Annotated in this window: 26 protein-coding genes; 22 read left to right on the top strand and 4 right to left on the bottom strand. The window is 41.7% G+C overall.

Translation table 11 applies throughout. The features are described 5' to 3' along the window. The first annotated feature begins 240 nt into the window (after positions 1-240). A complete protein-coding gene (gene yiaK, locus LKW28_RS04370) occupies positions 241-1,245 on the top strand; it encodes a 3-dehydro-L-gulonate 2-dehydrogenase (RefSeq protein ID WP_229139132.1) in 1,005 nt (334 codons plus the stop codon). 47 nt (positions 1,246-1,292) lie between these two features. Here the strand turns inward: yiaK and rpiA are convergent, their stop codons facing one another. After that, positions 1,293-1,973 (bottom strand): ribose-5-phosphate isomerase RpiA, encoded by a 681-nt coding sequence (rpiA, locus tag LKW28_RS04365; RefSeq protein WP_229139131.1) that lies wholly within the window; start codon positions 1,971-1,973, stop codon positions 1,293-1,295. A 165-nt stretch (positions 1,974-2,138) separates the two neighbouring features. On the opposite strand from rpiA, the gene LKW28_RS04360 reads away from it, so the two are divergent. The 15 genes from LKW28_RS04360 to LKW28_RS04295 all read left to right on the top strand — a co-directional run bounded on the left by LKW28_RS04360 (position 2,139) and on the right by LKW28_RS04295 (position 15,597). Continuing rightward, positions 2,139-3,113 carry a C-terminal binding protein gene (locus LKW28_RS04360; protein WP_229139130.1) on the top strand — a complete coding sequence of 325 codons (975 nt, stop codon included), beginning with the start codon at positions 2,139-2,141 and terminating at the stop codon, positions 3,111-3,113. 21 nt (positions 3,114-3,134) lie between these two features. Then, positions 3,135-4,169: a TRAP transporter substrate-binding protein gene (gene dctP / locus LKW28_RS04355; protein ID WP_229139129.1), complete on the top strand. Its 1,035-nt coding sequence runs from the start codon at positions 3,135-3,137 to the stop codon at positions 4,167-4,169. Positions 4,170-4,244: 75 nt separating this feature from the next. Beyond that, entirely contained in the window at positions 4,245-4,736 is a 492-nt protein-coding gene (locus tag LKW28_RS04350) for a TRAP transporter small permease (protein WP_229139128.1), read from the top strand. A gap of 26 nt (positions 4,737-4,762) precedes the next feature. After that, on the top strand, positions 4,763-6,067 hold the full coding sequence (locus tag LKW28_RS04345; RefSeq protein WP_229139127.1) for a TRAP transporter large permease: 1,305 nt from the start codon (positions 4,763-4,765) through the stop codon (positions 6,065-6,067). Positions 6,068-6,127: 60 nt separating this feature from the next. After that, positions 6,128-7,132 (top strand): alcohol dehydrogenase catalytic domain-containing protein, encoded by a 1,005-nt coding sequence (locus tag LKW28_RS04340; protein ID WP_267497872.1) that lies wholly within the window; start codon positions 6,128-6,130, stop codon positions 7,130-7,132. 20 nt (positions 7,133-7,152) lie between these two features. Beyond that, positions 7,153-7,908, top strand: coding sequence for an SDR family oxidoreductase (locus tag LKW28_RS04335; RefSeq protein ID WP_229139125.1), 756 nt, complete (start codon positions 7,153-7,155; stop codon positions 7,906-7,908). A gap of 103 nt (positions 7,909-8,011) precedes the next feature. Next, the gene (locus tag LKW28_RS04330; RefSeq protein ID WP_229139124.1) at positions 8,012-9,004 is read left to right on the top strand and encodes a Gfo/Idh/MocA family protein; all 993 of its coding nucleotides are present in this window, start codon (positions 8,012-8,014) and stop codon (positions 9,002-9,004) included. 21 nt (positions 9,005-9,025) lie between these two features. After that, a complete protein-coding gene (locus LKW28_RS04325; RefSeq protein ID WP_229139123.1) occupies positions 9,026-9,481 on the top strand; it encodes a YhcH/YjgK/YiaL family protein in 456 nt (151 codons plus the stop codon). Between the two features lie 91 nt (positions 9,482-9,572). Next, the gene (locus LKW28_RS04320) at positions 9,573-10,250 is read left to right on the top strand and encodes a GntR family transcriptional regulator (RefSeq protein WP_229139122.1); all 678 of its coding nucleotides are present in this window, start codon (positions 9,573-9,575) and stop codon (positions 10,248-10,250) included. A 123-nt stretch (positions 10,251-10,373) separates the two neighbouring features. Then, complete coding sequence (locus LKW28_RS04315) at positions 10,374-11,393, top strand: zinc-binding alcohol dehydrogenase family protein (protein ID WP_229139121.1); 1,020 nt, start codon at positions 10,374-10,376, stop codon at positions 11,391-11,393. Positions 11,394-11,519: 126 nt separating this feature from the next. After that, complete coding sequence (locus LKW28_RS04310) at positions 11,520-11,885, top strand: hypothetical protein (RefSeq protein ID WP_229139120.1); 366 nt, start codon at positions 11,520-11,522, stop codon at positions 11,883-11,885. Positions 11,886-12,015: 130 nt separating this feature from the next. After that, complete coding sequence (locus LKW28_RS22905; protein ID WP_267497871.1) at positions 12,016-12,144, top strand: hypothetical protein; 129 nt, start codon at positions 12,016-12,018, stop codon at positions 12,142-12,144. A 141-nt stretch (positions 12,145-12,285) separates the two neighbouring features. Next, on the top strand, positions 12,286-13,257 hold the full coding sequence (locus LKW28_RS04305; RefSeq protein ID WP_229139119.1) for a Gfo/Idh/MocA family protein: 972 nt from the start codon (positions 12,286-12,288) through the stop codon (positions 13,255-13,257). 456 nt (positions 13,258-13,713) lie between these two features. After that, positions 13,714-15,393 (top strand): methyl-accepting chemotaxis protein, encoded by a 1,680-nt coding sequence (locus tag LKW28_RS04300; protein ID WP_229139118.1) that lies wholly within the window; start codon positions 13,714-13,716, stop codon positions 15,391-15,393. 54 nt (positions 15,394-15,447) lie between these two features. Continuing rightward, positions 15,448-15,597: a hypothetical protein gene (locus LKW28_RS04295; RefSeq protein WP_229139117.1), complete on the top strand. Its 150-nt coding sequence runs from the start codon at positions 15,448-15,450 to the stop codon at positions 15,595-15,597. Positions 15,598-15,630: 33 nt separating this feature from the next. On the opposite strand, the gene LKW28_RS04290 is transcribed toward LKW28_RS04295, so the two are convergent. From LKW28_RS04290 to LKW28_RS04280, 3 genes are all read right to left on the bottom strand, one after another. Then, entirely contained in the window at positions 15,631-16,014 is a 384-nt protein-coding gene (locus LKW28_RS04290; protein WP_229139116.1) for a hypothetical protein, read from the bottom strand. Between the two features lie 145 nt (positions 16,015-16,159). After that, positions 16,160-16,609, bottom strand: coding sequence for a hypothetical protein (locus LKW28_RS04285; protein ID WP_229139115.1), 450 nt, complete (start codon positions 16,607-16,609; stop codon positions 16,160-16,162). A gap of 156 nt (positions 16,610-16,765) precedes the next feature. Continuing rightward, entirely contained in the window at positions 16,766-17,698 is a 933-nt protein-coding gene (locus LKW28_RS04280) for a LytR family transcriptional regulator (protein ID WP_229139114.1), read from the bottom strand. A 746-nt stretch (positions 17,699-18,444) separates the two neighbouring features. Here LKW28_RS04280 and LKW28_RS04275 point away from each other — a divergent pair. The 6 genes from LKW28_RS04275 (at position 18,445) to LKW28_RS04250 (ending at position 25,488) form a co-directional block, all read left to right on the top strand. Continuing rightward, positions 18,445-19,422 carry a nuclease-related domain-containing protein gene (locus tag LKW28_RS04275; RefSeq protein WP_229139113.1) on the top strand — a complete coding sequence of 326 codons (978 nt, stop codon included), beginning with the start codon at positions 18,445-18,447 and terminating at the stop codon, positions 19,420-19,422. A gap of 525 nt (positions 19,423-19,947) precedes the next feature. Beyond that, positions 19,948-20,877 carry a ribokinase gene (rbsK, locus tag LKW28_RS04270; RefSeq protein ID WP_229139112.1) on the top strand — a complete coding sequence of 310 codons (930 nt, stop codon included), beginning with the start codon at positions 19,948-19,950 and terminating at the stop codon, positions 20,875-20,877. 33 nt (positions 20,878-20,910) lie between these two features. Then, positions 20,911-21,828, top strand: coding sequence for a nucleoside hydrolase (locus tag LKW28_RS04265; protein ID WP_229139111.1), 918 nt, complete (start codon positions 20,911-20,913; stop codon positions 21,826-21,828). Between the two features lie 197 nt (positions 21,829-22,025). Next, positions 22,026-22,724, top strand: a complete 699-nt coding sequence (locus LKW28_RS04260; RefSeq protein WP_229139110.1) for a hypothetical protein — start codon at positions 22,026-22,028, stop codon at positions 22,722-22,724. 94 nt (positions 22,725-22,818) lie between these two features. After that, complete coding sequence (locus LKW28_RS04255) at positions 22,819-24,237, top strand: sodium:solute symporter family protein (RefSeq protein WP_229139109.1); 1,419 nt, start codon at positions 22,819-22,821, stop codon at positions 24,235-24,237. A 105-nt stretch (positions 24,238-24,342) separates the two neighbouring features. Then, entirely contained in the window at positions 24,343-25,488 is a 1,146-nt protein-coding gene (locus LKW28_RS04250) for a M20 family metallopeptidase (protein WP_229139108.1), read from the top strand. Positions 25,489-25,502 lie beyond the last annotated feature (14 nt).

Here is a 25,502-nt window from a genome sequence, read left to right as displayed (position 1 = left end):
TTGTTTTTTTATTAAAAAACCGAATAAATAAAATTTTCTACAAAAGGGTTGTATTATGTGACAATCCTGTGATAGCATACTTGTATACAAGTACTCATGTATCCAAAAAATAAGTCCGTTCAAAAATTTTTTATAGGAAATGAAAGGGCTTACCATGGGTAGAATAACCATTTTCATGCAGTACAGCACTAGCAATATCCAAGAGCAAATATGAATCGTAAGTAATGGAGGAGGATAAATATGCAGGTTACTTTTGAAGAAATGAAGCATGAAATTAAACAGGCATTTTTACGAAATGGACTTAGCGAAGAGCAAGCAGAGCTTTGTTCACAGGTGCATACGGAAACAAGCAGAGACGGGATTGAGTCTCATGGTTTGAACCGTGTTCCTCGCTTTCTGAACTATGTTAAGAAAGGCTGGGTCAATCTTGACGCAGAGCCTGAATTGGTGAATAGCTTCGGTGTTGTTGAAACCTATGAGGGACATCGCGGTATTGGAATCATCAATGCAAAGAAAGCGTCACAGCGCGCGATTGCATTAGCGAAGGAAAATGGTGTTGGAATTGTGGCTTTACGAAATACAACCCACTGGATGCGCGGTGGTACATATATCCTAGATATGATTGAAGAAGGACTAATGGGAATTAGCTGGACGAATACAGAATCTTGTATGCCAGCATGGGGGTCTGCGAATCAAAACATTGGAAACAACCCAATCTGTATGGGGATTCCGAGAGAAGAAGGTCCATTCCTGCTCGATATGGCAGCAAGTCAATTTTCTTGGGGAAAAATCCAAGTCACACGCCTTGCCGAAAATCAACTGCCATTTGCAGGGGGATTTGACTCCGAAGGAAATGTAACAACAGATCCAGGCAGTATTGAGGATTCGGGAAGAATTATGCCAATGGGCTACTGGAAGGGTTCAAGCTTTGCGATTTTGCTGGATTTATTTGGTTCCGTTCTTGCAAACGGTAATACAACAGCGATGATGGATGAAATCGATCAGGGAAGCTGCACAGGATGTTCTCAAATTTTTATGGCATTTGATCCGAAACGTTTTATTTCCGAAGAGCAAATGGAAGCCATTATTCAAGGTACAGTTGACCAACTAAGAAATAGCACACCAATACAAGAGGGTGCAACGGTTCGTTATCCTGGTGAAGGTCAAGCTGCTTATCGTGAAAGAAGTAAAACAGAAGGCATTCATGCGGATGAGTCTGTTTGGGAAAAGGTTAAAAGTCTATAAGAATAGTAAACGGGGCCCGCAAAAGCCCCGATGGTGGAAAAAGTGACTTATCTCGTAAGGGTCCGTATTTCGGATGTTCCACTAACGATGACAATGTCGGCCATATCAATAAAAAGGCCTGTTTCGACAACACCTGTTAAAAGCTTCAGTTCATTATGAAGAAGGCTTGGGTCCGGTATCGAGTCAAACTTGCAGTCGAGAATATAGTTCCCATTATCTGAAACGAAGGTCTGCTGGTGATTCATTCGGAGCTTTGGAGTACCTCCAAGCCGGGAGATATGCCTTGCAGTGACTTCCCAACCAAATGGAAGGACCTCAACAGGGAGCGGGAAATTACCAAGTTCAGATACGAGCTTTGATTCATCGGCGACGATAATTAATTGATCGGAATGGATGTTGACCATTTTTTCACGAACGAGGGAACCGCCCCCACCTTTAATTAAGTTGAGGTGCTGGTCTACCTCATTGGCACCATCGATTGCCAGATCAAGTCTCTGGACGTCTGCCCATGAGGTTAAGGGAATGTTGAAATCACGAGCCCACGCTTCAGTACGTGTGGAAGAGGGGATTCCTTTTACATTCATACCTTCCCTGATGAGTTCACCAAGCTTTTTCAGGGTCCAATAGATAGTTGAACCAGAGCCTAGACCTATTGTCATGCCATCTTTAATAAATTGTGTGGCCTTTTCACCAGCCATTTTTTTACTAAGTTCTTGTTGATTGACCATTTGAATTACCTCCAATCGGGGGTCACTCATCATCTGATGGGTGGGATTTTTCTCCAATCTTACCATACCTTTGTGGAATTGGAATAGAGATTGTTTGAAAAACCACTTGCTTGACAGCGTTTGCGATTAGGTTGTTATGAAATTTGCGGAGGTGTTAATGTCAACATGATTGAAAAAAAAGTGATAATCACAGATTGCGATCATGATAATTTCGATGCTGAACAATCAGTATTTTCAAAGGGTGGTTATTCCTTCGAATTGCTTCAGTGTAAGACGGAGGACGATGTGATCAACCAATGTCAGGGTGCTGCCGCATTTATTAACCAATATGCACCAATAACAGAAAAAGTTTTTGCTAGTTTACCAGAGTTGAAGTTTGTCGTTCGCTACGGAGTTGGTGTTGATAACATTGATTTGGAAGCGGCAACAAAATATGGTGTGCAGGTTTGTAATGTGCCTGATTACGGAACGAATGAAGTGGCCGATCATGCACTAGCCTTAATGTTAGCCTTAACAAGGAAAATTCCATTCATGAACAAGCTTGTGAAATCCGGCACCTGGGATTATTCAAAGAGTATTCCTGTCTACCGGCACAGCGTTCAAACCGTTGGAATCATTGGCCTTGGTCGCATTGGTACAGCCTTTGCACAGAAGGTCCATGCACTTGGTTTTAGAGTCATTGTTCATGATATTAATGAAAAGAAAACATATCCGGATTTTGTAGAATTCGTTTCACTTGAAGAATTGCTTCAACAGTCAGATGTGGTATCCATTCACTGTGGCCTGGACACGTCTAGAAATCTAATTAGTGAAAAAGAACTTCAACTTATGAAGCCTTCTGCTTATATTGTGAATGTTTCCCGCGGAGGCATCATTGATGAGGTTGCACTAGATCTTGCACTTCAGGAAAACTGGATTGCTGGGGCAGCCATTGATGTGGCAAAGTCTGAGCCAATGAGCGCAGATGCCAATTTAATGAGACATGAAAACTTCCTGATTACCCCGCATATGGCTTGGTATTCTGAGGAAGCAGCGGTTGAACTCAAACGCAAAGTAGCAGAGGAAACCGTTAGATTTTTAAATGGAGAACAGGTTCATTATCCTGTTAACCAGCTAGTTGTAGGTAGTAACCAAATTTAAATATATAGGAGTGAAGGGAAAATGAAAAAGGGGTTAAAATTATTTTCAATACTTGCAGTAGCGATCCTTATGATGTCAATCTTGGCAGCGTGTGGCGGTGGAGGCTCTGAGTCAGCTTCCAATGGAGATTCAGGGAACAAAAAAACAAAGGAATTAAAATTAGGATTTAACCAGCCTGAAAATCATCCGCAATATAAAGCAATGGAAGAATTCAGTGAGAAATTTTACGAAGAAACAGACGGTGCTTATAGGATTAAGATTTATCCAAACGAATTACTGGGCGCACAGCGTGAAGTTCTTGAATTAGTTCAATCTGGTACAGTTTCAATGTCAATCACACCAGGAAGCTTATTAGAAAACATTAATAAAGATTTCGTTGTATTTAATCTGCCATATGTATTTGATTCAGTAGATCACCAACAGGCAGTACTTAATGACCCCGAAGTAACAGGCGAATTGTTCTCTTCTTTAGAAGACCAAGGCCTAACTGTGCTTGGAGGGTTCCACGGCGGGGTACGTAACGTATATAACAGTGAGAAGCCAGTTAATACACCCGAAGATTTAGCAGGGATGAAAATTCGTGTTATGGAATCTGATACAAACATTCAAATGATGGAATACATGGGTGGCGTAGGTACACCGATGGGTCAAGGTGAAGTATATACAGCCATTCAATCCGGTGTTATTGAAGGCGGAGAAAACAACGAGTTAATCTATAACAACTTAAAGCATGTTGAAATTGCACCATATTATACGTACACACAACACTTAATGGTTCCTGACTATTTAATGATTAATGCGGATGTATTAAAAGGTATGTCCGAAGAGCATCAAAAACTGCTGCGTGAAGGAATAGTTTCTGCATTCGACCGTGAGTTTGAATTATTTGCTGAGTTCGTAGCAGAGGCAAAAGCATCGGCAGAAGAACAGGGTGCTAAGTTTAATGAAGTTGATATCAAAGTCTTCCAAGACGCGGTTGCGCCATTATTAGAAGAAAAATTAGAAAATGATTTCCAAAAAGGTTTATATGAGAAGGTACGTGAATTAGCTCAATAAAGTGAAACTTCATTCAGGGGGGCGTTTATCCTCCCTGAATGTTAGTTAAAGCGGGATAAGTAATGGAGTGATTATATGAAACTCATTAAAAGCATTTTAGACAAAATATTAAGCGTAATCTGCATTATTTTGTTCGCGGCCATGGTAGTACTCGTAACTTGGCAAGTTATCACTCGATTCATTTTTAATGATCCGAGTGCTTTTTCAGAGGAGCTTGCAAAGTACTGCTTTGTATGGCTTGGACTATTTGGTGCAGCATTTTTGTTTGGAGAAAATGGACATATGGCGATGGATTTTGTTAAAGATAAGTTTCCAAAGCCACTAAGACTAGGTGTCGAGTTATTTATTCAGCTTGTCATCATCGCCTTTGCTGCTATTGTGTTCGTCAAAGGTGGCGGAAATGCCGCAGCACTCGCATGGTCTCAAGTTAACCCAAGCTTACATGTACCAATGGGCTATTTATATTTAGGGATACCTGTTAGTGGTGCCTTTATTATTTTCTATGCAGTGAATTGTATGTATTTAATTTTAGTCAAAAAGCAAACTTTAGAAGAGCAGCAGCAATAACTTCTTTTGTAGGAAGGAGATAGTATATGGATCCGGTCGTCATTCAAGCCGCACTGATTATGTTAATAGGACTAGTAATACTATTAATAATTGGTGCTCCTATTAGTATCGCAGTTGGGATACCATCCGTATTGGCAATGTTTTTAATTGTTGATTTTGATAACGGAATGCTAACCTCTGCACAACGTCTTTTTACAGGAATTAATTCCTTCCCGCTACTTGCCATCCCGTTCTTTGTCCTAGCCGGGGTGATCATGAATAATGGAGGAATTGCTAAAAAATTAGTAGACTGTGCGAAGGTTCTAAGTGGTCGTATGCCAGGATCTCTTGCACAGACAAACGTACTGGCTAACGCTATGTTTGGTTCGATTAGTGGATCTGCTGTTGCAGCTGTTGCAGCGGTAGGAACTTCGTTAACACCGGAAATGGAAAAGGACGGTTATAAGCGTGAGTTCTCAGCAGCGGTTAACGTTGCATCTGCTCCATCAGGAATGCTTATTCCTCCAAGTAATACATTGATTGTGTTCTCCTTAGTAAGTGGCGGTACATCGATTGCAGCTTTGTTCATGGGCGGATATATCCCTGGTATTCTTTGGGCACTTAGCTGTATGATTGTTGCATTTTTCATTGCAAAAAAACATGGTTACAGAAGCTCAGAAAAAGTTACTTTAAAGGTAGCAGTCAAGACCATTCTAGACGCAATCCCAAGCTTGTTGCTGATTGTCATTGTTATTGGCGGGATTATCGGAGGAATTTTTACAGCTACCGAAGGAGCAGCAATTGCGGTTGTATATTCGTTGTTATTATCATTCATCTATCGTGCAATAAAAATCAAGGATTTACCAAGAATCTTTTTGGAATCAACAAGAACGACTGCTATGGTTACATTGTTGATTGGTGTTTCTTCCATCATGTCTTGGGTTATGGCTTTTACAAATATTCCAGGCTTAATTGCCGATACTCTATTAGGGCTAACTAGTAGTCCAATTATGATTCTTCTTATTATGAATATTGTGTTATTAATTGTTGGGACATTTATGGATCCAACCCCTGCGATTCTTATTTTTACACCAATCTTTTTACCAATTGTCATGGACTTTGGAATGGATCCTGTCCATTTCGGAATTATGATTGTTATGAACCTATGTATTGGAACCATTACACCTCCTGTTGGAAATGTTTTATTTGTTGGTGCGAAGGTTGCTAACTTGAAAATCGAAAATGTCATTAAGCCATTACTGCCATTCTTTGGGGTGCTGATTATCGCCTTAATGCTCGTTACATATATACCGGAGCTTTCCCTATGGCTACCAAGATTGTTCGGCTTGTAATTCTATGAATCTTGCAAAATAAGAATCATCTAAGTTAAAACTGAAAAAGGAGTGCTAGATTTGAAGGCAATTGTATACGAAGGACCTCAAGCAGTAAGTGTTCAAGAAAAAGAAATGCCTGCAACAAAGGAAGGGTGGGCTCTCATTAAAGCTTCACATGCTGGCATTTGCGGTACAGATTTAATCATTTATGGTGGTACGCATCCGCGTGCCGCTTCCCCCCTTATTCCGGGACATGAGTTTTCTGGGACGATTGTAAGTGGTCATCCGACTCTACAACCAGGAACCCAAGTGACTGTGAATCCTTTACTAAGCTGCGGTACATGTCCACCATGCAGGTCTGGTCAATCCCATGTATGTGAAACCTTACAATTAATTGGTATCGACTGTGACGGAGGAATGGGCGAATATGTCCAAGCACCAATTGATAAAATTATTCCACTGCCAGAAGGTGTTTCCCTCAAGCTTGGTGCATTGATGGAGCCGATTGCAGTAGGTGTCCACGCAGTGAGACAGGCCGGATTTGTACCTGGGGATGAAGCTCTTGTCTATGGCGCGGGAACAATCGGTTTATGTGTCGCTTTAAGCTTGAAAAATCTTGGTGCACGCAAAGTTGTAATTGTTGAAACAAACCCTGACCGTATCAAAAAAGCGGAGGAGCTCGGTTTTACAGCAATTAATTCACTCACCCAAGATGTGAAAGAAGTCGTGTTAGCTGAAACAAATGGCAGTGGCTTTGACTTTGTCTTTGATTGTGCAGGTCACCCAGCTGTAGCGGCTCAGCTAACTGAAGTTGTGAAAGTAAAAGGCACGGTTGTGATCGTTGCTTCTTATAAAAATCCAGCCGCCCTTCAATTGCAGCAAGGAATGTTCAAGGAGCTTTCGATTCGATTCGTTCGCGTCTATACACATAAGGACTTTGAAATCGCAGCTGAACTAGTGGCAAAGGAACCAAGCTTTGAAAAAATCATTACACATGTCCTCCCGCCTGAAGAAGCACAGGATGGATTTAAGCTGTTAACAACTCCATCTGATGCTGTCAAGGTCATGTATCATTTTGAATGAGGTAAGGTGAGGTGAGGAAAATGAATAAATTATTTGATTTAACAGGAAAAGTAGCTGTTGTAACAGGTGGTACACGCGGTCTTGGTAAGGATATTGCCGTCGGGCTTGCAAGTGCAGGAGCAGATGTGGTCGTTGTCGCCCGCACCATAAATGAAGAAGGTCTTGAAGAAATCCGCAGTCAAGGTGTGAAGGCGGTTGGGATTTCGTATGATCTCGGTGATGTAGACGGGTTAGATGGGCTAGTTGACCAAATCATCGGGGAAATGGGCAAAATTGATATTTTAGTTAATAACGCGGGTGTTCAAAGAAGACATCCTTCTGTGGAATTTCCAAAAGAGGATTGGGATCTCGTCATGGATGTCAACGCGAACGCTGTCTTTTTCCTGTGCCAGAAGGTTGGTAAGCATATGATTGAACAAGGCAAGGGGAAGATTATCAATCTAGCTTCCATGCTTTCATTCTTTGGCGGCTTTACGGTCCCAGCCTATGCCGCAAGTAAAGGTGCGGTCATGCAATTTTCAAAGGCTTTAGCAAATGAGTGGGCAAAGCACCGTGTGAACGTCAACTGTATCGCGCCAGGCTATATGGCAACGGAAATGAATTCAGCCCTGATTGCGGACGAATCACGCAATAAGGAAATCTTAGCTCGTATTCCTGCTGGACGTTGGGGGACGGGTGAAGATTTACAAGGAGCAGCTATTTTCTTAGCCTCAGACGCTTCTGATTATCTACACGGATTCACAATCGCAGTCGACGGCGGCTACTTAGGCAGATAATGGGACACAGGAATGGGACACGAAGGACAGGTCCCTCGTCCCAGGTGAAAATGGGTGGGACTAAAAGTCTGCGCCAAATCGCATTTGAAAAGGAGGACTAATGATGGCATTACAAAAAGTTCGTTGGGGAATTATTGGCTGTGGGGATGTCACCGAAGTGAAAAGTGGACCAGCATTTCAGAAGGTTGAGAATTCGGAATTGGTCGCAGTCATGCGAAGAACAGGTGCACTTGCGAAAGATTATGCAGAGCGTCATAACGTTCCAAAATGGTACGACGATGCAGATGCCCTCATTACTGATCCAGAAGTTGATGCGGTCTATATTGCGACACCACCGGCATCACATAAGGAATATACGATAAAGGTTGCACGTGAAGGCAAGCCAGTATATGTAGAAAAACCAATGGCGCTAAATAGTGCAGAATGTGAAGAAATGATTGCAGTATGTCAGGAGGCAGGAGTGCCATTATATGTTTCCTTTTATCGCCGTGCAATGCCAAGGTTTTTGAAAATCAAGGAATTGCTTGAATCAAATGCAATCGGTGAGGTTCGTCTTGTTAAAACGACTCAGTATCAAAAGGTAGCTGAAGATGTTTTAGACAAGGATAATTTACCATGGCGTGTTCAACCAGACCTGGCTGGCGGAGGATTATTTTTCGATTTAGCGAGCCATACCATTGACATATTGGACTTTTTACTTGGACCGATTGCAGATGTACGGGGCTTTGCGTCTAATCAAGCTGGACATTATATGGCAGAGGACATCGTAACTGGAACCTATTTATTTGAATCAGGTGTTCATGGGGTAGGCAGCTGGTGTTTTTCAGCCTTTGAAAATGTGGACATAAACGAAATCATAGGAAGTAAGGGAAAGATTTCTTTTTCCACTTTTAGCAATGATCCGATTGTGTTGACAACTGCTGAAGGTACGCAGGAATGGAATTTTGAACAGCCAATGCACGTACATCAACCACTAATTGAAACGATTATTGCGGATTTAACAGGGGTAGATGAGAATTGCTCATGCACCGGTATGGATGCTTTACGAACAAGTAAGGTGATGGAGGAAATGGTGAGAAATCACTATCTAGATTGATTTTGTATTGGAGGAATTGTTGTGATTATTGATAAATTATCAAATGCACATTTATATGAAGGTATACGCCCTCGTTTGAAAATGGCTCTCGACTATTTACGTGAGCATGACCTTGCTGAACTTCCAGTAGGTGAGTATGAGATTGATGGAAATAAGGTTTTTATCCAAATTCATGAATATGAAACAAAAGCCAGTGAGGAAGCAAGGTTTGAATGCCATTCACGCTATGCGGATGTACAATACATCATTCGCGGTGAGGAAAAAATGGGCTATACAAATATAAAGAATACAAAAGTAGTGGAAGAACATAAGGAAAGAGATCTTTTTTTCTTGGAGACAGAGGCAGAGGACCGTGTTCTTGTTAAGGAAGGAATGTTCGCGCTTTTTACACCAGAGGATGCTCATATGCCAAGCATGTATGCAACCTCGCCAAAACCGGTAAAAAAGGCTGTTGTTAAAGTACTGTGGAATGAATGATTGAAGGAATTTCAATGAAATTCACCTTGACCAAAGGTGGCGCTTTCATTATTCTTAAAATAGAACGAATGATTGAAAGGCGGGAGGTTATTTGGAACTAATTACAGATTTACAAGGTACTTCGTTGGGAGAAAAAATTGCATACGACCTTCGCTTGGAAATCATAAATGGCGCTATTAAAAATGGTGAGACTTTGTCAGAAAATCAAATAGCTTCGAAATTCGGAACAAGTCGGTCTCCTGTAAGGGAAGCACTCAAAATTCTGCAACATGAAGGGTTGATACGACTTGAAAGAATGGGCGCCGTGGTGCACGGTTTAACCCCTAAAAGTATGAGTGAGCTATATGATGTACGGATCTTAATTGAAAACTTTGCCATCGCCAAACTTTTAGCAGGCAATTGCCAAGCGACTGTACAAAAACTTAATGTCATCATAGATAAAATGGAAATGGCAACTAAGCATGGAAACTATGAGGAATTTGCCTATTATGATTTACAATTTCATGAGACGATAATCGTTGATACAGGTCATGAGCGTATTTTACATTTGTGGAATAGTATCCGACAAATTGTGTATGCGGCGATGTTAGTTGCAACTGAAAAAAGATTCTCCATGAATGCACATGAAGTTGAGCCGTTGCTTAACCAACACCGAGAACTTGTACAATATCTAAGCTCAAAAGACAAGCAACACATCGAAAAAATATTAAATGAACACTTTGAAGATATGATTGATAGTGTTGAAAAAAGTATTTCAAAGGGACAGTAATGATCTGATAGGGGAATTGACCTTTTCATTCAGAACAATACTGTTCAGTTAAGATACTTTTTTTTACAAGTAACCTGTCGACAAGTATACCAAAGTGCAATTTGAGTGAAGGAGGAGAATGGGTTGAAAGCAATCCTCGTTAATAATCCATTTGAAGTGGAAATAAAGGAAGTCCCGAAACCCGAAATCAATGATGAAAAAGACGTCATTATTAAGGTTATCGCGGGAGGAATTTGTGGATCCGATGTAGGAATCTATAATGGTACGAACTCCCTTGCGACCTATCCACGTATAATTGGTCATGAATTTGGTGGCATCGTTGAAGCGGTCGGGGATATGGTAACAAAGGTTAAAGTGGGTGACTTGGTTGCCGTTGACAATGTCAATAGCTGTGGAACCTGTTATGCTTGCCGTACAGGCCATCATAATGTGTGCTCCACTGTTGAGGTAACGGGTGTGCATCGTGATGGGGGATTTGCAGAGTATGTAAAAACAACTGAAGCAAATGCATACAAGGTGACTGGGGACAAGATTAATCCTTTACATATTGCACTTGTGGAACCGTATTCAATTGGCGTTGAAGTGAATGAACGGGGCCGAATTACCAAAGGTGATAAAGTGTTAGTGATGGGCTCTGGCCCGATCGGAATTGCAGTTATGCAAGTGGCCAAGTCTCGTGGTGCAGAAGTCATGATGACGGATCTTGTGAACAACCGTTTGGAACTTGCAACGTCCATGGGAGCAGATAGGGTCGTGAATGTTGGCCAAGAAAACTTGGCAGATGCTGTTCGAGAGTTTACAGATGGGGAAGGAATCCCAGTGGTAGTCGACTCAGTATGTATACCAAAAAGCTTGGAAGAAGCATTGGAATTAGTTTCTCCAGCGGGCCGAATTGTCGTATTGGGCACTGGAAACAAACCGTCCGAAATAGCTCAAGTAGCCATTACAAAAAAAGGTGCAGATGTTGTGGGGTCCCGGTTAAATAATTACCGATTCCCAGAAGTTATAGAACTACTGGAATCGGGTGTCCTTACACCGGAAAAAATGCATACCCACACCTTTGAATTTACGGATGTCAAAGCTGCATTAGAAGAAGTAATGAATAATAAGGATGAAGTATGTAAGGCTGTATTAACATTTTAATTATGAGCCAAAAGAACCATTTCCATTAAAAACTACGCCCTTCGACTCATTTTTACAGAAAATAAAGGTATTTGTCGGATTCCTGTGTAATTTGTAGAAATGAAGCTACGAAAGGGAGGATATGAAATGAAGACAATGGTTAAGGTTTTGGGAATTGTGCTAGTGCTGTTGATGCTTGCCTTGCCTGGAAACACCGCCTTTGCACATGGGGATGATTGCGAATGTGGTGTAACCTATTTACAAGGTGCTGAGCGTAACAAGACTGTTGCGAACATATTGAAGCTGGATGCGTATAAAAAAGTAAAATCAGACCTGGGTAAGGACGGCTACAAGTTTGCCGGAGCTGATCAGGTGATGGTAGTGAAAATGCCTGTTGAGGGACTGATTTTTACAATCGTTGGTGTTCCATTTGTTCATGAGAATGGCGATGTGAAGTTTGCAGGCTTTGCGAATGGGATGTTTACTGAAATTCAAGGCGGACCAATGGAATAAAACAATTTTTTCAACCCCTGACAATTAGTTGGGGGTTTTGTCGTAAATCTGTCACAATTTTCCTTTGCAAAATTTGCTGAATAGTGTAAAATGGTTTTTAATTGGAAAATAAGATTGGTAGGTAAAAGGTATGAGTTCCGAACAACTTTTAAAAATAATGATGGACATCCAGAAAAAAGTAGAAGACACAACTTCTATTACAACAGAAGAGGTCATGCAGGACCTCATTGGTAGGTTGAAAGAATGTCAATCCGCTTAAACTGAATAATACCGCAAAACGAAGTCAGAGGAGAAACTCTGGCTTTTTCATGTTGCTATAAAATTAATGCCCTTTCGAAATCTGTAAAAATATGAGAATATTGATTTGTTAATCATCTAAATAAATGGAGGAGGAACTCCGATGACAAAGGTTCGTTTTGGTGTTTTATCTACGGCAAAAATTGCAAGAAATACATTGATTCCAGCGATGGAACGCGCACATAATGCGGAGGTCGTGGCTGTTGCGAGTGAAAGCGGCAAGGCAAAGGATTTTGCAGCCGATCTTGGCATTCCCAAACATTATGAATCCTACACAGATTTATTGAATGATCCTGAAATTGATGCAGTATACATTCCACTACCAAATCAGCTACATAAACAGTGGGCAATTGAAGCGGCAAAGCACGGCAAGCATGTTCTTTGTGAAAAGCCAGCTGCTTTGACATCACAAGACGTTGAAGAAATAGCGGCTGCTTTTAAAGAAAATAATGTCACTTTTATGGAAGCATTTATGTATCAATTCCATCCACAGCATAACCGCGTAAAGGAAATCATCGCTGCAGGTGAAATTGGCGATGTGAAGCTGATTCGTTCGACGTTCTCTTTCCTTCATGATTTAAATTCTGGAAGCATAAAGATGCAAAAGGATCTTGGAGGCGGGGTCCTGTACGATGTGGGCTGCTACTGCATCCATGCGAGTCGCTTACTTACGGGCGAAGAGCCAGTTGAAGTAAAAGCATCAGCAACTTTTCATCAAACACATGATGTCGATATAACCGCAGCAGGTGCATTGAAGTTCGAAAGTGGGGTCATTGCGAATTTTGATGTGAGCTTTGAGCAAGCTTTCAAGGCGTCCTATGAGGTTGTTGGCACGAAGGGTTCGATTTTAGCAAAGCATGCTTTCCGTCCGGATAATGAAGGCGGAAACGGAGTGCTTGTTGTGAACTCGGAGGCTGGCGGGCGTGAGGAAACGGTTCAAGGTGACCAGTACAAGCTGCAAGTGGAACATTTCGCGGATTGTGTCCTTTCCAATAAACAGCCAATGTACAGTGTGGAAGAAACATTGAAAAATATACGTGTCATCGAGCAGGCGCTTGCGTCAGCACGTCATTAAAAGTCAGCCCCCGGGCTGGCTTTTTCAGTTACTTCCTCTTTTTTAACAAAACCCACCTCGAATCTACCAAAACTTTTTCTATTAAAAATGTATATCTATCAAAAATCTGGCAATACTAGATTACTAGAGAAGCGGGACGGAGGGACAGGTTCCTCGTACCATTTGGGACAATGGACCTGTCCCCGTGACCCAAAAATGGAGGGATTCTAGGATGATGAAAACAAGTGTTGAGTTGCCAGAGGTGCTGCCGGCGAGCAAGGATGATTTTTTGAAATTATTACTGGATTTAGTAGTCAAAAAGTAATAGGAAAATTGGTGTCGAGTATTGTTGAAAGCGTAAAAAACTTATATACTAATAGGTAGAAAATCACATATGTAGCGTTTAGCCAATCAAGTCGATTTGGCTTTATTTTTTGCCTTATTTTTTCAATATTCAACAAGAAAGAGGTACTTTAGATGAAAAGTATTCGCACACGCTTATTTGTTAGCTTTTTCACCATTATCATCCTTTGCATAGGCTTGGCGGCCTATAATTTTCTGGCTGTGTCCAGCATGAATCAGAAGACGGACAATATGGTGTCCGAGGAACTTACAGTTTTACTAGAATACAATAATTTGAAGTACAATATTGCCCAAAGCATTGCGTTGACGCGCGGGTATGTGCTGTACGGGGAATCTGACTATAAAAATAATTACGACATCTATTCGGTCGAGTTTGATTTAACGAATCGAAAGTTAAGCGGAATGAAGATTAAAGAGGTTGAGGGCCTTTTACGCGAGACGAAAAAATGGCGTGACATGATCAATGAATTTGTATTCATTCCTTATGAAAACGGCGATACCGAGCTTGCGAAGCACAATCTGCAGACCCATGTTCAGCCGGCAGCAAGGGGCTTGATGGACAAAATCGAGCAGCTTTCAAAAGACCGCGAAAGACAGATTGTCTCAACCGGAGAGAGTGTTGTGAAATATGGTGACTCTGCGAACATCGTTGGACTTGCAGTAGCCGTATTTGCGCTTATTTTAGGAACGATTATTTCGGTTTATACGTCTGAAGTGATTGCAAGACCCGTGAAAAATGTCGCAAATCGCATGAAGGCAATTTCGAATGGTGAGCTTCAGGCTGAGCCTATTAAAACAAAGCTAAAGGACGAAATCGGCCAGCTTGTAACGGCGGTTAATGATATGAATGAAAACGTAAGGAGCATGGTCAAGCAAATGGCTGTCGTTTCCGACAATGTGACCGGCCAAAGTGAGGAATTGACCCAGTATGCGGATGAGGTCATGGCTGGCAGTCAGCAAATCGCTGTCACAATGGAAGAACTCTCACGTGGTGCTGAGGACCAGGCAAATTCATCAACCATTTTAATCGAAAAAATGTCTCATTTCTCACAGGAAATCATGCAGGTTGCGGTGAAGGGTGACGACATTAAGGATCAGTCACAAGCTATGCTGACACTGACCAATGATGGCAGCGCCTATATGGAAACATCGATTCAGCAGATGAATAGCATCCATGAAAAAATGAAACAATCCCACTCGATGGTGATTGGGTTAGATCATAAAACAAATGAAATTACAAAGCTTGTGAATGTGATTCAGGAAATTGCGGGACAAACGAATCTTTTAGCATTGAATGCAGCGATTGAGGCTGCTCGCGCAGGTGAACATGGAAGAGGCTTCGCGGTAGTTGCAGATGAGGTACGCAAGCTCGCGGAACAGGTTGGAAAATCAGTCGCCGAAATCACTGTGATTGTAAAAGACATTCAAAATGAATCGAAGAAAGTTGTTGGGTCCTTGGATGACGGCTATCAATCGGTTGAAGAGGGGACAGCCCAAATTCAAACGACTGGAAAAACATTTAATCTGTTGAAGCAGAAAATCGAAGAAATCGGCACCCAATTCTCGGCAGTGTCGAGTTCGCTCTATGGTGTGCTAGACGACACAAGAGAAATCAGCGGGGCCATCGAAGGAATCGCGGCTGTGGCAGAAGAATCCGCAGCAGGCGTCGAAGAAGTATCCGCAACGGCTCAACAATCAAGCAGTTCAATGGAAGAAGTCGCAAAAAGCGCGAAACAACTCGAAGAAAACGCAGGCGAACTAAACACACTCATCCAGCAATTCAAGCTGAAATAACGGGTCAGAGGGACAGGTCCACTGTCCCTGCACCTTAAGAGGAGGAAAACCAAAGTGTTAAATATCGGAGACATTCTTTTTCAATTATTTGCACTTCTAGCTCCACTTAGTTTCATTGCGGTTCTCGTCTATGTGGTGCGTTTTGCAAAGCGTGTGAAACGGATGGAAGCAAAGCTAGATGAAATTTCGAAAAAGGTAGAGTAAGACTTGGGAGACGATCTCAAGTCTTTTTTGTTTTTATGACAATGCAATAATTAAACAAAGTGAAAAGGTAATACCTGATAATGGCGTCATAACCATTCTTTCCTTTTTACTGCGGGATATCAGATTTGCGATTGTGTTTATACCGAGAAAAATGGTAATAATCCATACCAATAGATTGGTTGGCAAAGAATGAAAAACGTTAATTACGCCAGTATGCTGCAGAAACACGGTGCCCATTAATAAAAGGATGATAGCATTTACCACACTTGCAATCCGAAGATGTTTGGGAAAAACCTTGTAATACCCGCCCATCGCAAATTCACCAAAAGGATAACCCAATGAAAGTAATACCTGAAAAACGGCAATAGACCCAAACATAATTGCAACTACAATTGATAAAATGTAGACAACGTCCATAGTTACCTCCTTACACTTTTTAATAAAATATACGTCCAAACACAAAATAGTAGTACTTTTCTGGGGCTGTTCCACAAAAAGAAGCAGCCCAATTCAGATGCGAAATGGACTGCCTCTTTGTGTATTTTTTATGCTTGCGTACCCTTTACTTTTTTACACTCATTTTTACGTTCCGGAACATGAATGTGGTTATTTCTTGCTTATTCGTAAGCACCATTGCATCAATTTGGGAAGTGGTATCCTGAAGCTCAACCTCAAGCTGAATCGTGCGCCACGGGTCATGCAGGCCAATCACAGGCGAAACGGTCTCAGCTAAAAAAGTTCCGCGCGCATCCGTCTCGTCGACAAGCAAATAGACGGCACCCTCACCCTTCACCTGTACCTTAAACACAATCGTTTCGCCGCCCTTAACCCCTTTTGGCGAAAAAACAAAGCCCTCGTTTTCCTCGGCACCCTTCGTTATGACCTCATATGTACCATCCTCCACCTTTACTACCGTTGCACTTACCCCAAAAAATGGTGACTTCTCCGCAGCACTGACAGGTGAAACGGATATAAACAATACCGCTATACAAAGTAAAATTTTTATTTTCATCATGGGAACCTCCTTTGGGACACAGGTCCGTCGTTCCTTTTAGTATGTGGAAAAAGGAGGAAAAACATGTAAGGAGTAAAAAAGCAACCGGCACGTGACCGGTTGCTTCTGTGATTTTGTTCATAGTGGGAAAGTGAACCTGTCCCCATGTCCCAGTTATTCGATTTCCAAATGTGTTTTCAAGCGTGATGAAACGGCTTGGCGCTCCTCTTCGGAAACGATCCAGTACCAGCTGTCCAGGGTTTGACCGACACCGTCGATGCTGTATTGCTCGATATTATGGCGAGCACCCTTATATTTCGATTGGATGGTTTTCATTTCATCAAAGGAAATATCGGTTTTTACGTTCGTGCCAAGTGCACCCAGGATGTCATCAATTTTTGTGACAGAAGTAAAGCTGGCCCCTTTATCGATAATCCCTTGGATTACCTGCTTTTGACGGTCCTGTCGACCAAAGTCACCACGAGGATCGTCATATCGCATCCGCGCATAACTAAGGGCCTGTTTTCCGTTTAAGGTCTGTGGACCTTCACTGAATGATGCACCCTCATATGAGAACGCGAATGTGCTATTCACCTCAACACCGCCAAGCGCATCAACGATTTGCTGAAGACCTTCCATGTTCACCCTCACATAGTAGTCGATTGGTACATCTAGAAATTGCTCAACCGTATCAATCGTCATATCGACACCGCCAAACGCATAAGCGTGGTTGATTTTATCCTGAGTGCCTTTGCCGACGATTTCAACGCGTGTATCACGCGGAATACTCAGCATTTGCATGGAATTCGTGTGCGGATTAACGGTAACCACAATTAATGTATCGGTTCGGCCCTTGTCGCCTGCACGTTCATCAACACCCATAAGCAGGATCGAAATCGGATCCGCCTCCGAAATATCAATTTCCTCCGTCCGCATGTCAGATGGACCGCGGTCGCTATGCATTTTTCCGACCGTACTTGCAACAGATTGATATAAATAAACGGCGTATCCACCGATGGCTAACAATAAAACAAGAGCGATAATCCCAACAACCTTTGGCCATTTCCGTTTCGTCTTCTTCTTCGAATGGCGATCAACTCGACTCATATTTATCAACACCTTTTTCATAGTTTACTAGCTGAATAAAATAGTACACATGTATTAGACGTTTGGGAAGGAGAAAAGTTACATAAATGTTGAAAAAAGTGTCACATTGCGGTCGAAAGTTGTCGAATTAGGGTGAAGGGCTTGTGAAGCAACGCAAATATGGGAGAAACGGCGCAAATATCGGAGAAACGACGCAAATATCGTGAAAGAGACGCGAATATTGATGTGGCGATGCAAATCTGTGGTTGAGGATGCAAATCCTGAAGCGAAGAAGCAAAACTGTGGTTGAGGATGCAAATCCCGGAGCGAAGAAGCAAATCCTTAGTTGAAAATGCAAATCCTAGTGCGAAGAAGCAAAACTGTGGTTGAGGATGCAAATCCTGTTGCGAGGAAGCAAAACTGTGGTTGAGGATGCAAATCCTGGTGCGAGGAAGCAAAACTGTGGTTGAGGATTCATATCCTAGTGCGAGGAAGCAAATCTGTTGTTGAAGATGCAAATCCTGTTGCAAAGAAGCAAATTTGTTGTTGAGGAAGCAAATCTTTTGCCTTAGACGCAGCATATCCTCACTCAATTACGTAAATATCAACAACTAAAAAGCGGAGTAATAGACCCCCATTAATTGCAATGTACACATACATACATAATTTTTTTAAAAAAGATGTCAAATATAGGAGGATTTTGCCGGAAAACATAGAAATTATCTAGTATTAAATTAAGGAGTTGAAAAAAAATAAAGAAACGAGAAATGTCACTAAATAATAGAAAAAACAAAGCATTAAGGAGGAGAATATCGGCAAAGCATCCTATATACGAGGCTGTTGATGAAAAATATCGGCTTCTAAACAGCGGCTATAATGGAGAAAAATCCTTGGATTATTATTTGAAGTTTTTCCCCGAAAAGAAATATTACATCCTAAATGGTCTTCGCTTACCAGACTACTCTACTAACACCTATTTTGAAATTGATTCTTTTATTCTTTCCCCAAACTTTATCCTTGACGTGGATGCAAAAAATCACAAGGGAGAACTGCACTTCGATCATCACTTCGAACAAATGCACCAAACCTATGAAGGCAGGAAAAAAACTTATACATGTCCACTAACCCAATTGTATCGACACAGGCTTCAGCTTAAAAGATTATTAGAGGCAAATAAAATGGCGGTACCTTCGATAGAATCGCTCGTTGTAATTACAAACCCTTCGACAAGTATCACTGTTTCTGATTACCATCCCGGTGCAAAGAATATTATTCGTGCTCCCAGCCTTATTTCCAAAATGGAACAATTTGAAAAAATGCATAAGAAGGTAGTGTTGGACAACAAACAAGTGCAGAGGTTAGTAAAACTTTTAAAGAAGCTTCATACCCCCTTGAATAAGGACATTTTACAATCATTTGGTATTCAAGGAAGTGAGTTATTAAAAGGTGTTTTTTGCCCGGTATGTGATGCCCTGCCTATGAAGCGGTCAAAGCGAAAATGGTGCTGCACTAATTGTGGTCATACTTCGACTGATGCCCACTTAAAAGCGATACTTGATTACTTTTTATTAATTGATAACACGATAACAAACAAAAAGCTAAGGGAATTCTTGTTGTTGCCATCTAGAATAACAGCAACCAACATTCTACTTTCGCTGGGGCTTGAAAAAACCGGGGAAAAGAAAGGGGCTAAATACCACATTTCGGTGGAACGATTATTGGAAATGTGCAATGATCTGGATTAGATAAGGTACAGCCTGCATGGGGAAGCTGGCTGTATTTTTTTGCTAAAATCAAAAACGTACAATTTGCAAATTTAAGACGCAAATCCGTGTGAGAAGAAGCAAATCAGTATGCGAAGAAGCAAATCCATATGTGAAGAAGCAAATCCGTGTGCGAAGAAGCAAATCCAGGTGTGAAGAAGCAAATCCATGTGCGAAGAAGCAAATCCATGTGTGAAGAAGCAAATCAGTATGTGAAAAAGCAAATCCATGTGCGAAGAAGCAAATCCGTGTGAGAAGAAGCAAATCTTGGTGAGAAGAAGCAAATCAGTATGTGAAAAAGCAAATCCGTGTGAGAAAAAGCAAATCCATGTGCGAAGAAGCAAATCCGCAAGAGCCGACGCATCCAATACCCGCGAGTTTTGCCACCGCTTGCTAGTTTGTCTATAATAATCTATAGCATTGGACAGGGTTTTGTGGGACACGGGGACAGGTTCATTGTCCCAGGGACGCAAAACCTCTGTCCCAGCAAAGATCGGGGGAAATCAGATGGCAGCGGATATTGTGGTTGTTGGAAGCTTGAATGTGGATATGGTGGTGAATGTGAAACAGCGGCCGGAGTGGGGAGAAACGGTCCTGGGCCACGGCTTTTTTACAGGTAATGGCGGAAAAGGCGGTAACCAAGCGTATGCGGCTGCAAAACTTGGGGCGTCTGTTGCGATGCTTGGCTGTGTCGGAGAGGACATTTTCGGTCAGCAGCTTTTAAAAGGCTTAAACGAAGTCGGTATGGACACTACTCATATTGAAAAAATTCACGGAGTCTCAACCGGTGTGGCTATTATCAGCATAAACAAAGATGGGGAAAACAGCATAATTGTGTCACCGGGTGCGAATGACCACGTAACACCTGAATATGTGAGGAAACACGAGCGGGTTATTCGTGACGCAAAGCTTGTCATGCTCCAGCTTGAGATTCCTTTGGAAACGGTTATTGAAGTTGCGAACATCGCTCATACATATAATGTTCCAGTTATGCTCGATCCTGCGCCAGCGCAAAAGCTTCCGGACGGGCTTTATAAAAAAGTAACCTATCTCGTCCCAAATGAGAGTGAGTTAGGAATTGTGGCCGATGCGAAAATTTCGGACGCGGAATCTGCGAAAATAGCTGGCGCACAGCTATTGAAAAATGGCGTCGATACCGTATTTGCAAAGCTTGGCGGGAAAGGTGTCGTTGTCTTAAGGGAGACTGAATCATTCTTTGTCGACCCACGCACTGTGAATGTGGTTGACACGACGGCAGCGGGCGATGCATTCGCGGGTGCGCTTGCAACAGCACTCGTTGGCGGAAAAAGTTTGCAAGAAGCAACGGAATTTGCAAATGCTGTCGGGGCTTTAGCCGTTACAAAAAAAGGCGCACAAGCCTCAATGCCAACTCTTGAAGATGTTGGGACACAGGGACAGGTCCATCGTCCCAAGTGAAAACCAGTTTGATATGGAAATAGGAGGTACAACATGAAGAAAGTTATTTTTGATGTGGATACAGGTATAGATGATGCGATGGCGATTGCGTATGCGGTGAATTCACCAGAGCTTGATATCCTTGGATTAACGACGAGCTATGGGAATGTTGCAGTAGAAGAGGCGACTCGAAACACACTTGCTGTTATAGAGAAGCTTGGAAAAAGGATTCCAGTGTTTGCGGGTTCGGCAAAGCCATTAGCTCGTGGGAACCGTGAAGGCTTTGCGAAACATGTTCACGGGGAAGATGGGTTGGGAAATGTGTTGGATTTTGAACCCGTGAATGCAGCCGAACACAAGTCGGCGGTCGATTTTATCATTGATCAGGTAAAAATGCTTCCACATGAGGTGACCATAATCGCAGTGGGGCCGTTGACAAACCTGGCTCTTGCGCTTCAAACAGCGCCGGAGATTGTCGGGCTGGTTAAGGAAGTGGTGATTATGGGTGGAGCGGCCTTTGTACCAGGAAACGTAACACCACATGCTGAGGCAAATATTTTCACAGACCCTGAGGCTGCAAGAATCGTGTTATCTTCAGGGTTACCGATAAAATTGGTTGGGCTGGATGTGACGATGCAAACCTTGTTGCCGAGAGATAAAGTAGATGCGTGGCGGGGTACTGAGGTCGGCGACTTCTTTGCAGATATGGTCGGCTATTACCATGATTTCTATGAATCCGGCAACCCTGGAATTGGTGGCTGCGGCCTTCATGATCCATTAGCAGTCGGCGTCGCGATTGACCCAAGCCTCGTCAAAACGAAGTACATAGGGGTCGATGTGATTACTGAAGGCGAAGAAGACGGCAGAACAGTACCGGTACTGGAAGGGAATCCAAAAATAAACGTATGCACTGAAGTCGATGCGCAAAAATTCTTGGATCACTTTTTAAAAAGAGTACCAACTACTAAATAGAATTTTCGAACCCATGCTACAAAAATAGTGGCATGGGTTTAATTATTGTAAAATATATAAATTTTGTAGGGACACCACCCAAATGATGTATGAATTCATGTGGTGTTTTTGATATGGAAAATAAATAGGTTGTAATAGGGTGTTTTGTGTTATATAATCATTTTATTATTCAAACAATTCAAATAAGGGGGAACAGTATGAAAAGCCTTAGGGTCATTTTTTTATTGGTCATAATGTTGAGTTTTATTGGATTATCAATTCAGCAAGTGTATGCGGAAGATGTTGAACCGACGGTTGATAAGGCAACAATTGATATTCAAACAAATGACGAAAATTACCATGTAAATGAAACAATTACTCTCAAAGGTCTAGAGGGGGTTACGGATGGGAGGGTCGAGCATTTTGTTAGAAAAACAGGCTTGATAAAAAATATAAAAATTACATCTGAAAATCAGGAAATCCCATTAGAAGTGACTGAGGGTGATGAATTAGACCGTTATTTTGTACAAATTCCTGCCTCAAACTCAGAGATGATGGAATATACCATCGAGTACGAGGTGGTAAGGGTTGAAAATGAATTTGAAGTGCCATTATTTGTTCCGGCTTATAAAAGTCAAAATGATCGTGCAGTTCATGTAACATTCACAGCACCTGAGGGAAATGTGGTTCAAAAGAATTCGTTCCCGGTCGTACTTGAATCAGGACATAATCAAATTGAGAAGGACATGACAAACATACCTGTTTATGCAAAGTATGTATTCTATGAGAAAAACAACTCATGGAACTCCTTTACAATTATTTCAGTAATATCCATTTTGAGTATCCTTCTGCTTTTGGCGGTATGGGCAATATCTGAGAAAAGAAAAAGTAAAGGTGGCGCGAATTATGGGGTTTAGTTTTTGGGGAATTGTGATTTATTCAGTAGTATTTGTAACTTTATATTTCGTATGGGCTATTAAGAAAAATGCGAAGGACTAAGGAGGGGAATTTATGTTTGATGTAAGTCCAGTATTTTTATTAGTTGTAATCGGTTATTTTGCCATAACAGTCGCAATCGGTCTTTTAGCTGGACGCGGCAATAAAACAAGTGAAGACCACCTTGTCGCGGGACGGTCTATTGGCCCTGTTATCGGGGGAGCAGCACTAGCAGCTACACAGCTAAGTGCGGGAACATTCGTTGGAACAATCGGTGTACTTTATTTAACAGGAGCCAGTTATTTATGGTATTGGCCGGGATTATGGGCTGGTTGGATTGTAAGTGCATTGTTCGTTGCACCAAAGTTTCAAAAGTTCAAGGGTGTGACGGTTCCTGAATATATTGAAAAGCGCTACAACAGTAAATTTGCAAAAATGCTTGCAGCGATTCTAATTGTAATTGCGTACAGCGTATATTTAATTGCACAATATGTAGCAGGCGGAATATTAATTAACACGCTATTTGGCATTCCAATGATTTGGGGTGCGACCATTACGATTGGAATTACATTGATTTATACAATGAAGGGCGGTATGAAAGCAACGGCATACAGTGACTTCTTCCAAGCGATTATTATGGCTGGATGTTTCCTAGTAGCCGTACCAATTTTGATGCAACAGTCTGGTGGATTTTCAAGTGTGGGTGCGTTCCTCTCTGAATTAGACCCAGGCTTAACCGGTTGGCATTGGAGCTTTAAAGACCTGCTTGGATTTGGGTTAGCTTTTGGTCTATCGATGGCAATTGCACCGTATGAATTAGCACGTATGTATTCGATGAAAAGTGAAAAAACAGTACGTCTAGCAATTGGCTATTCGTTTATTTTCCAAGCGGTTATTGCAGTTTCCATCGGTTTAGTTGGGCTAGCTATCCGTTCTGTATATCCTGTATTAAGTAATCCGGACTCAGCTTCATCCATTATGGCCCTAGATATTTTACCACCGGTTATAGGTGCTTTGTTTATGGTTGCGATTTTGGCATCCATCATGAGTACGGTATCAGGGATCATGATTGTTTCGGCTTCTGCGGTATCACATGATATCTATGGGACAATCAAAAAAGATGCAACAGACAAGCAGAAAATGTTTGTTAACCGTATTGCAGTTCTTGTACTTGCTATCATTCCGTTGATTTTTGCGGTAAAACCATTTGACATGGTTCAATTTATTGTACTGGTTCAAGCATCGCTAGTTGCAAGTTTCTTCTTTGCAATTGTCGTTATAGGCCTGAATTGGAAAAGGGCAACGGGTACCGCCGCGATTATTTCGATGATAGGCGGTGTTGTAACTGTATTAATTTGGTTCCTTTTGGACAAGCCATTTGGACTAAATGAAGTAATCCCAGGTGTTACGGTTTCAACGATTTTATTGATCGTCTTCAGTTATTTCACAAAACCGGTTCCAAAAGAATCATTACAACCATTTTTTAATGATTGAATAAACTGAAGGAATTGAACACCTATGTTGCGAATAAGGTAACATAGGTGTTTGTAGTTTAGGAACATTTCAGAAATATGATTTTAAAAATAAGGTGGCATAAGCATGGAACAACAAGTTGTTGAGTTTTTAAAGGGAAAACAATCCGAGATGGTTGGGGTCCTTAAAAGTTTAGTTGAAATTGAATCACCTTCCCTTGAAAAAGTAATGGTCGACCAAGTTGGGGAGCAGTTGAAAATGCTATACGCAAAGTATGTCGGCGGCACAATTGAAGCCTTTGAAAATGAGAAACGAGGAAATCATCTTCGCTGTGTAATAGGAGATGGGGAGGACCAAATTTTAATATTGGCGCATATGGACACGGTTTGGCCCAGAGGCACACTTAAAAAACTTCCATTCCGAATTGAAGGGGATAAGCTTTATGGACCCGGTTCATTCGACATGAAGGGTGGAATTGTGCAAGGACTGTTCGCCTTGCATGCCTTACAAACTATACAGGTTCCGTTAAAATCAAAGGTTGTGATGCTGTTTACCTCTGATGAGGAAATCGGAAGTGAATGCTCACGTGATTTAATCGAAGCCGAAGCGAAAAAAAGTAAATATGTACTTGTATTAGAATCTGCAAGCTCAACAACCGGAAAACTAAAAACCTCACGTAAAGGTGTCGGTATTTTCACCATTAAAGTGAATGGACGTGCAGCACATTCAGGGATTGAACCTGAAAAAGGAGTAAGTGCCATTGAAGAGTTAGCGCGTCAAACCTTGTATTTGCACGGCTTAACAGACTTTGAAAAAGGAACGACATTAAATGTGGGTCTTATTAAAGGTGGGAGTGCATCGAATGTGGTTGCTGCTGAAGCAGAAGCAGAATTAGATTTGCGTGTCTTAAATAATGAAGAATTTGATAAAATTATTCCATTAATTCGAGGTATCACCCCTTCTAAGGAAGGGCTATCGATAGAAGTGACAGGCGGAATTAACCGACCACCAATGGAAAAAACGGCTGCAATTAGCAAAATGTTTGAAACAGCAAAGGATATTGCAAAGGACTATCTTAATTTTGATCTCGAAGAGCAAGCCAGTGGTGGCGGGAGTGATGGAAGCTTTGCCTCTCAATTTGCCCCAACTTTAGATGGTTTAGGACCGGTTGGAGATGGTGCCCACGCGCCAAATGAGCATCTTCTCATCTCACAAATGCCAGTCCGTAGTGCACTAGTTGCCATACTAATTTCAAGATTAGCAAACGAATAAAGGGATGGAAGTGA

The sequence above is a fragment of the Bacillus sp. REN16 genome (genome assembly GCF_020731355.1).
GTDB lineage: Bacteria > Bacillota > Bacilli > Bacillales > Bacillaceae_L > Ferdinandcohnia.
The sequence above is the reverse complement of the archived record's forward strand: the minus strand, read 5'-3'. Positions and strand labels throughout refer to the sequence as shown.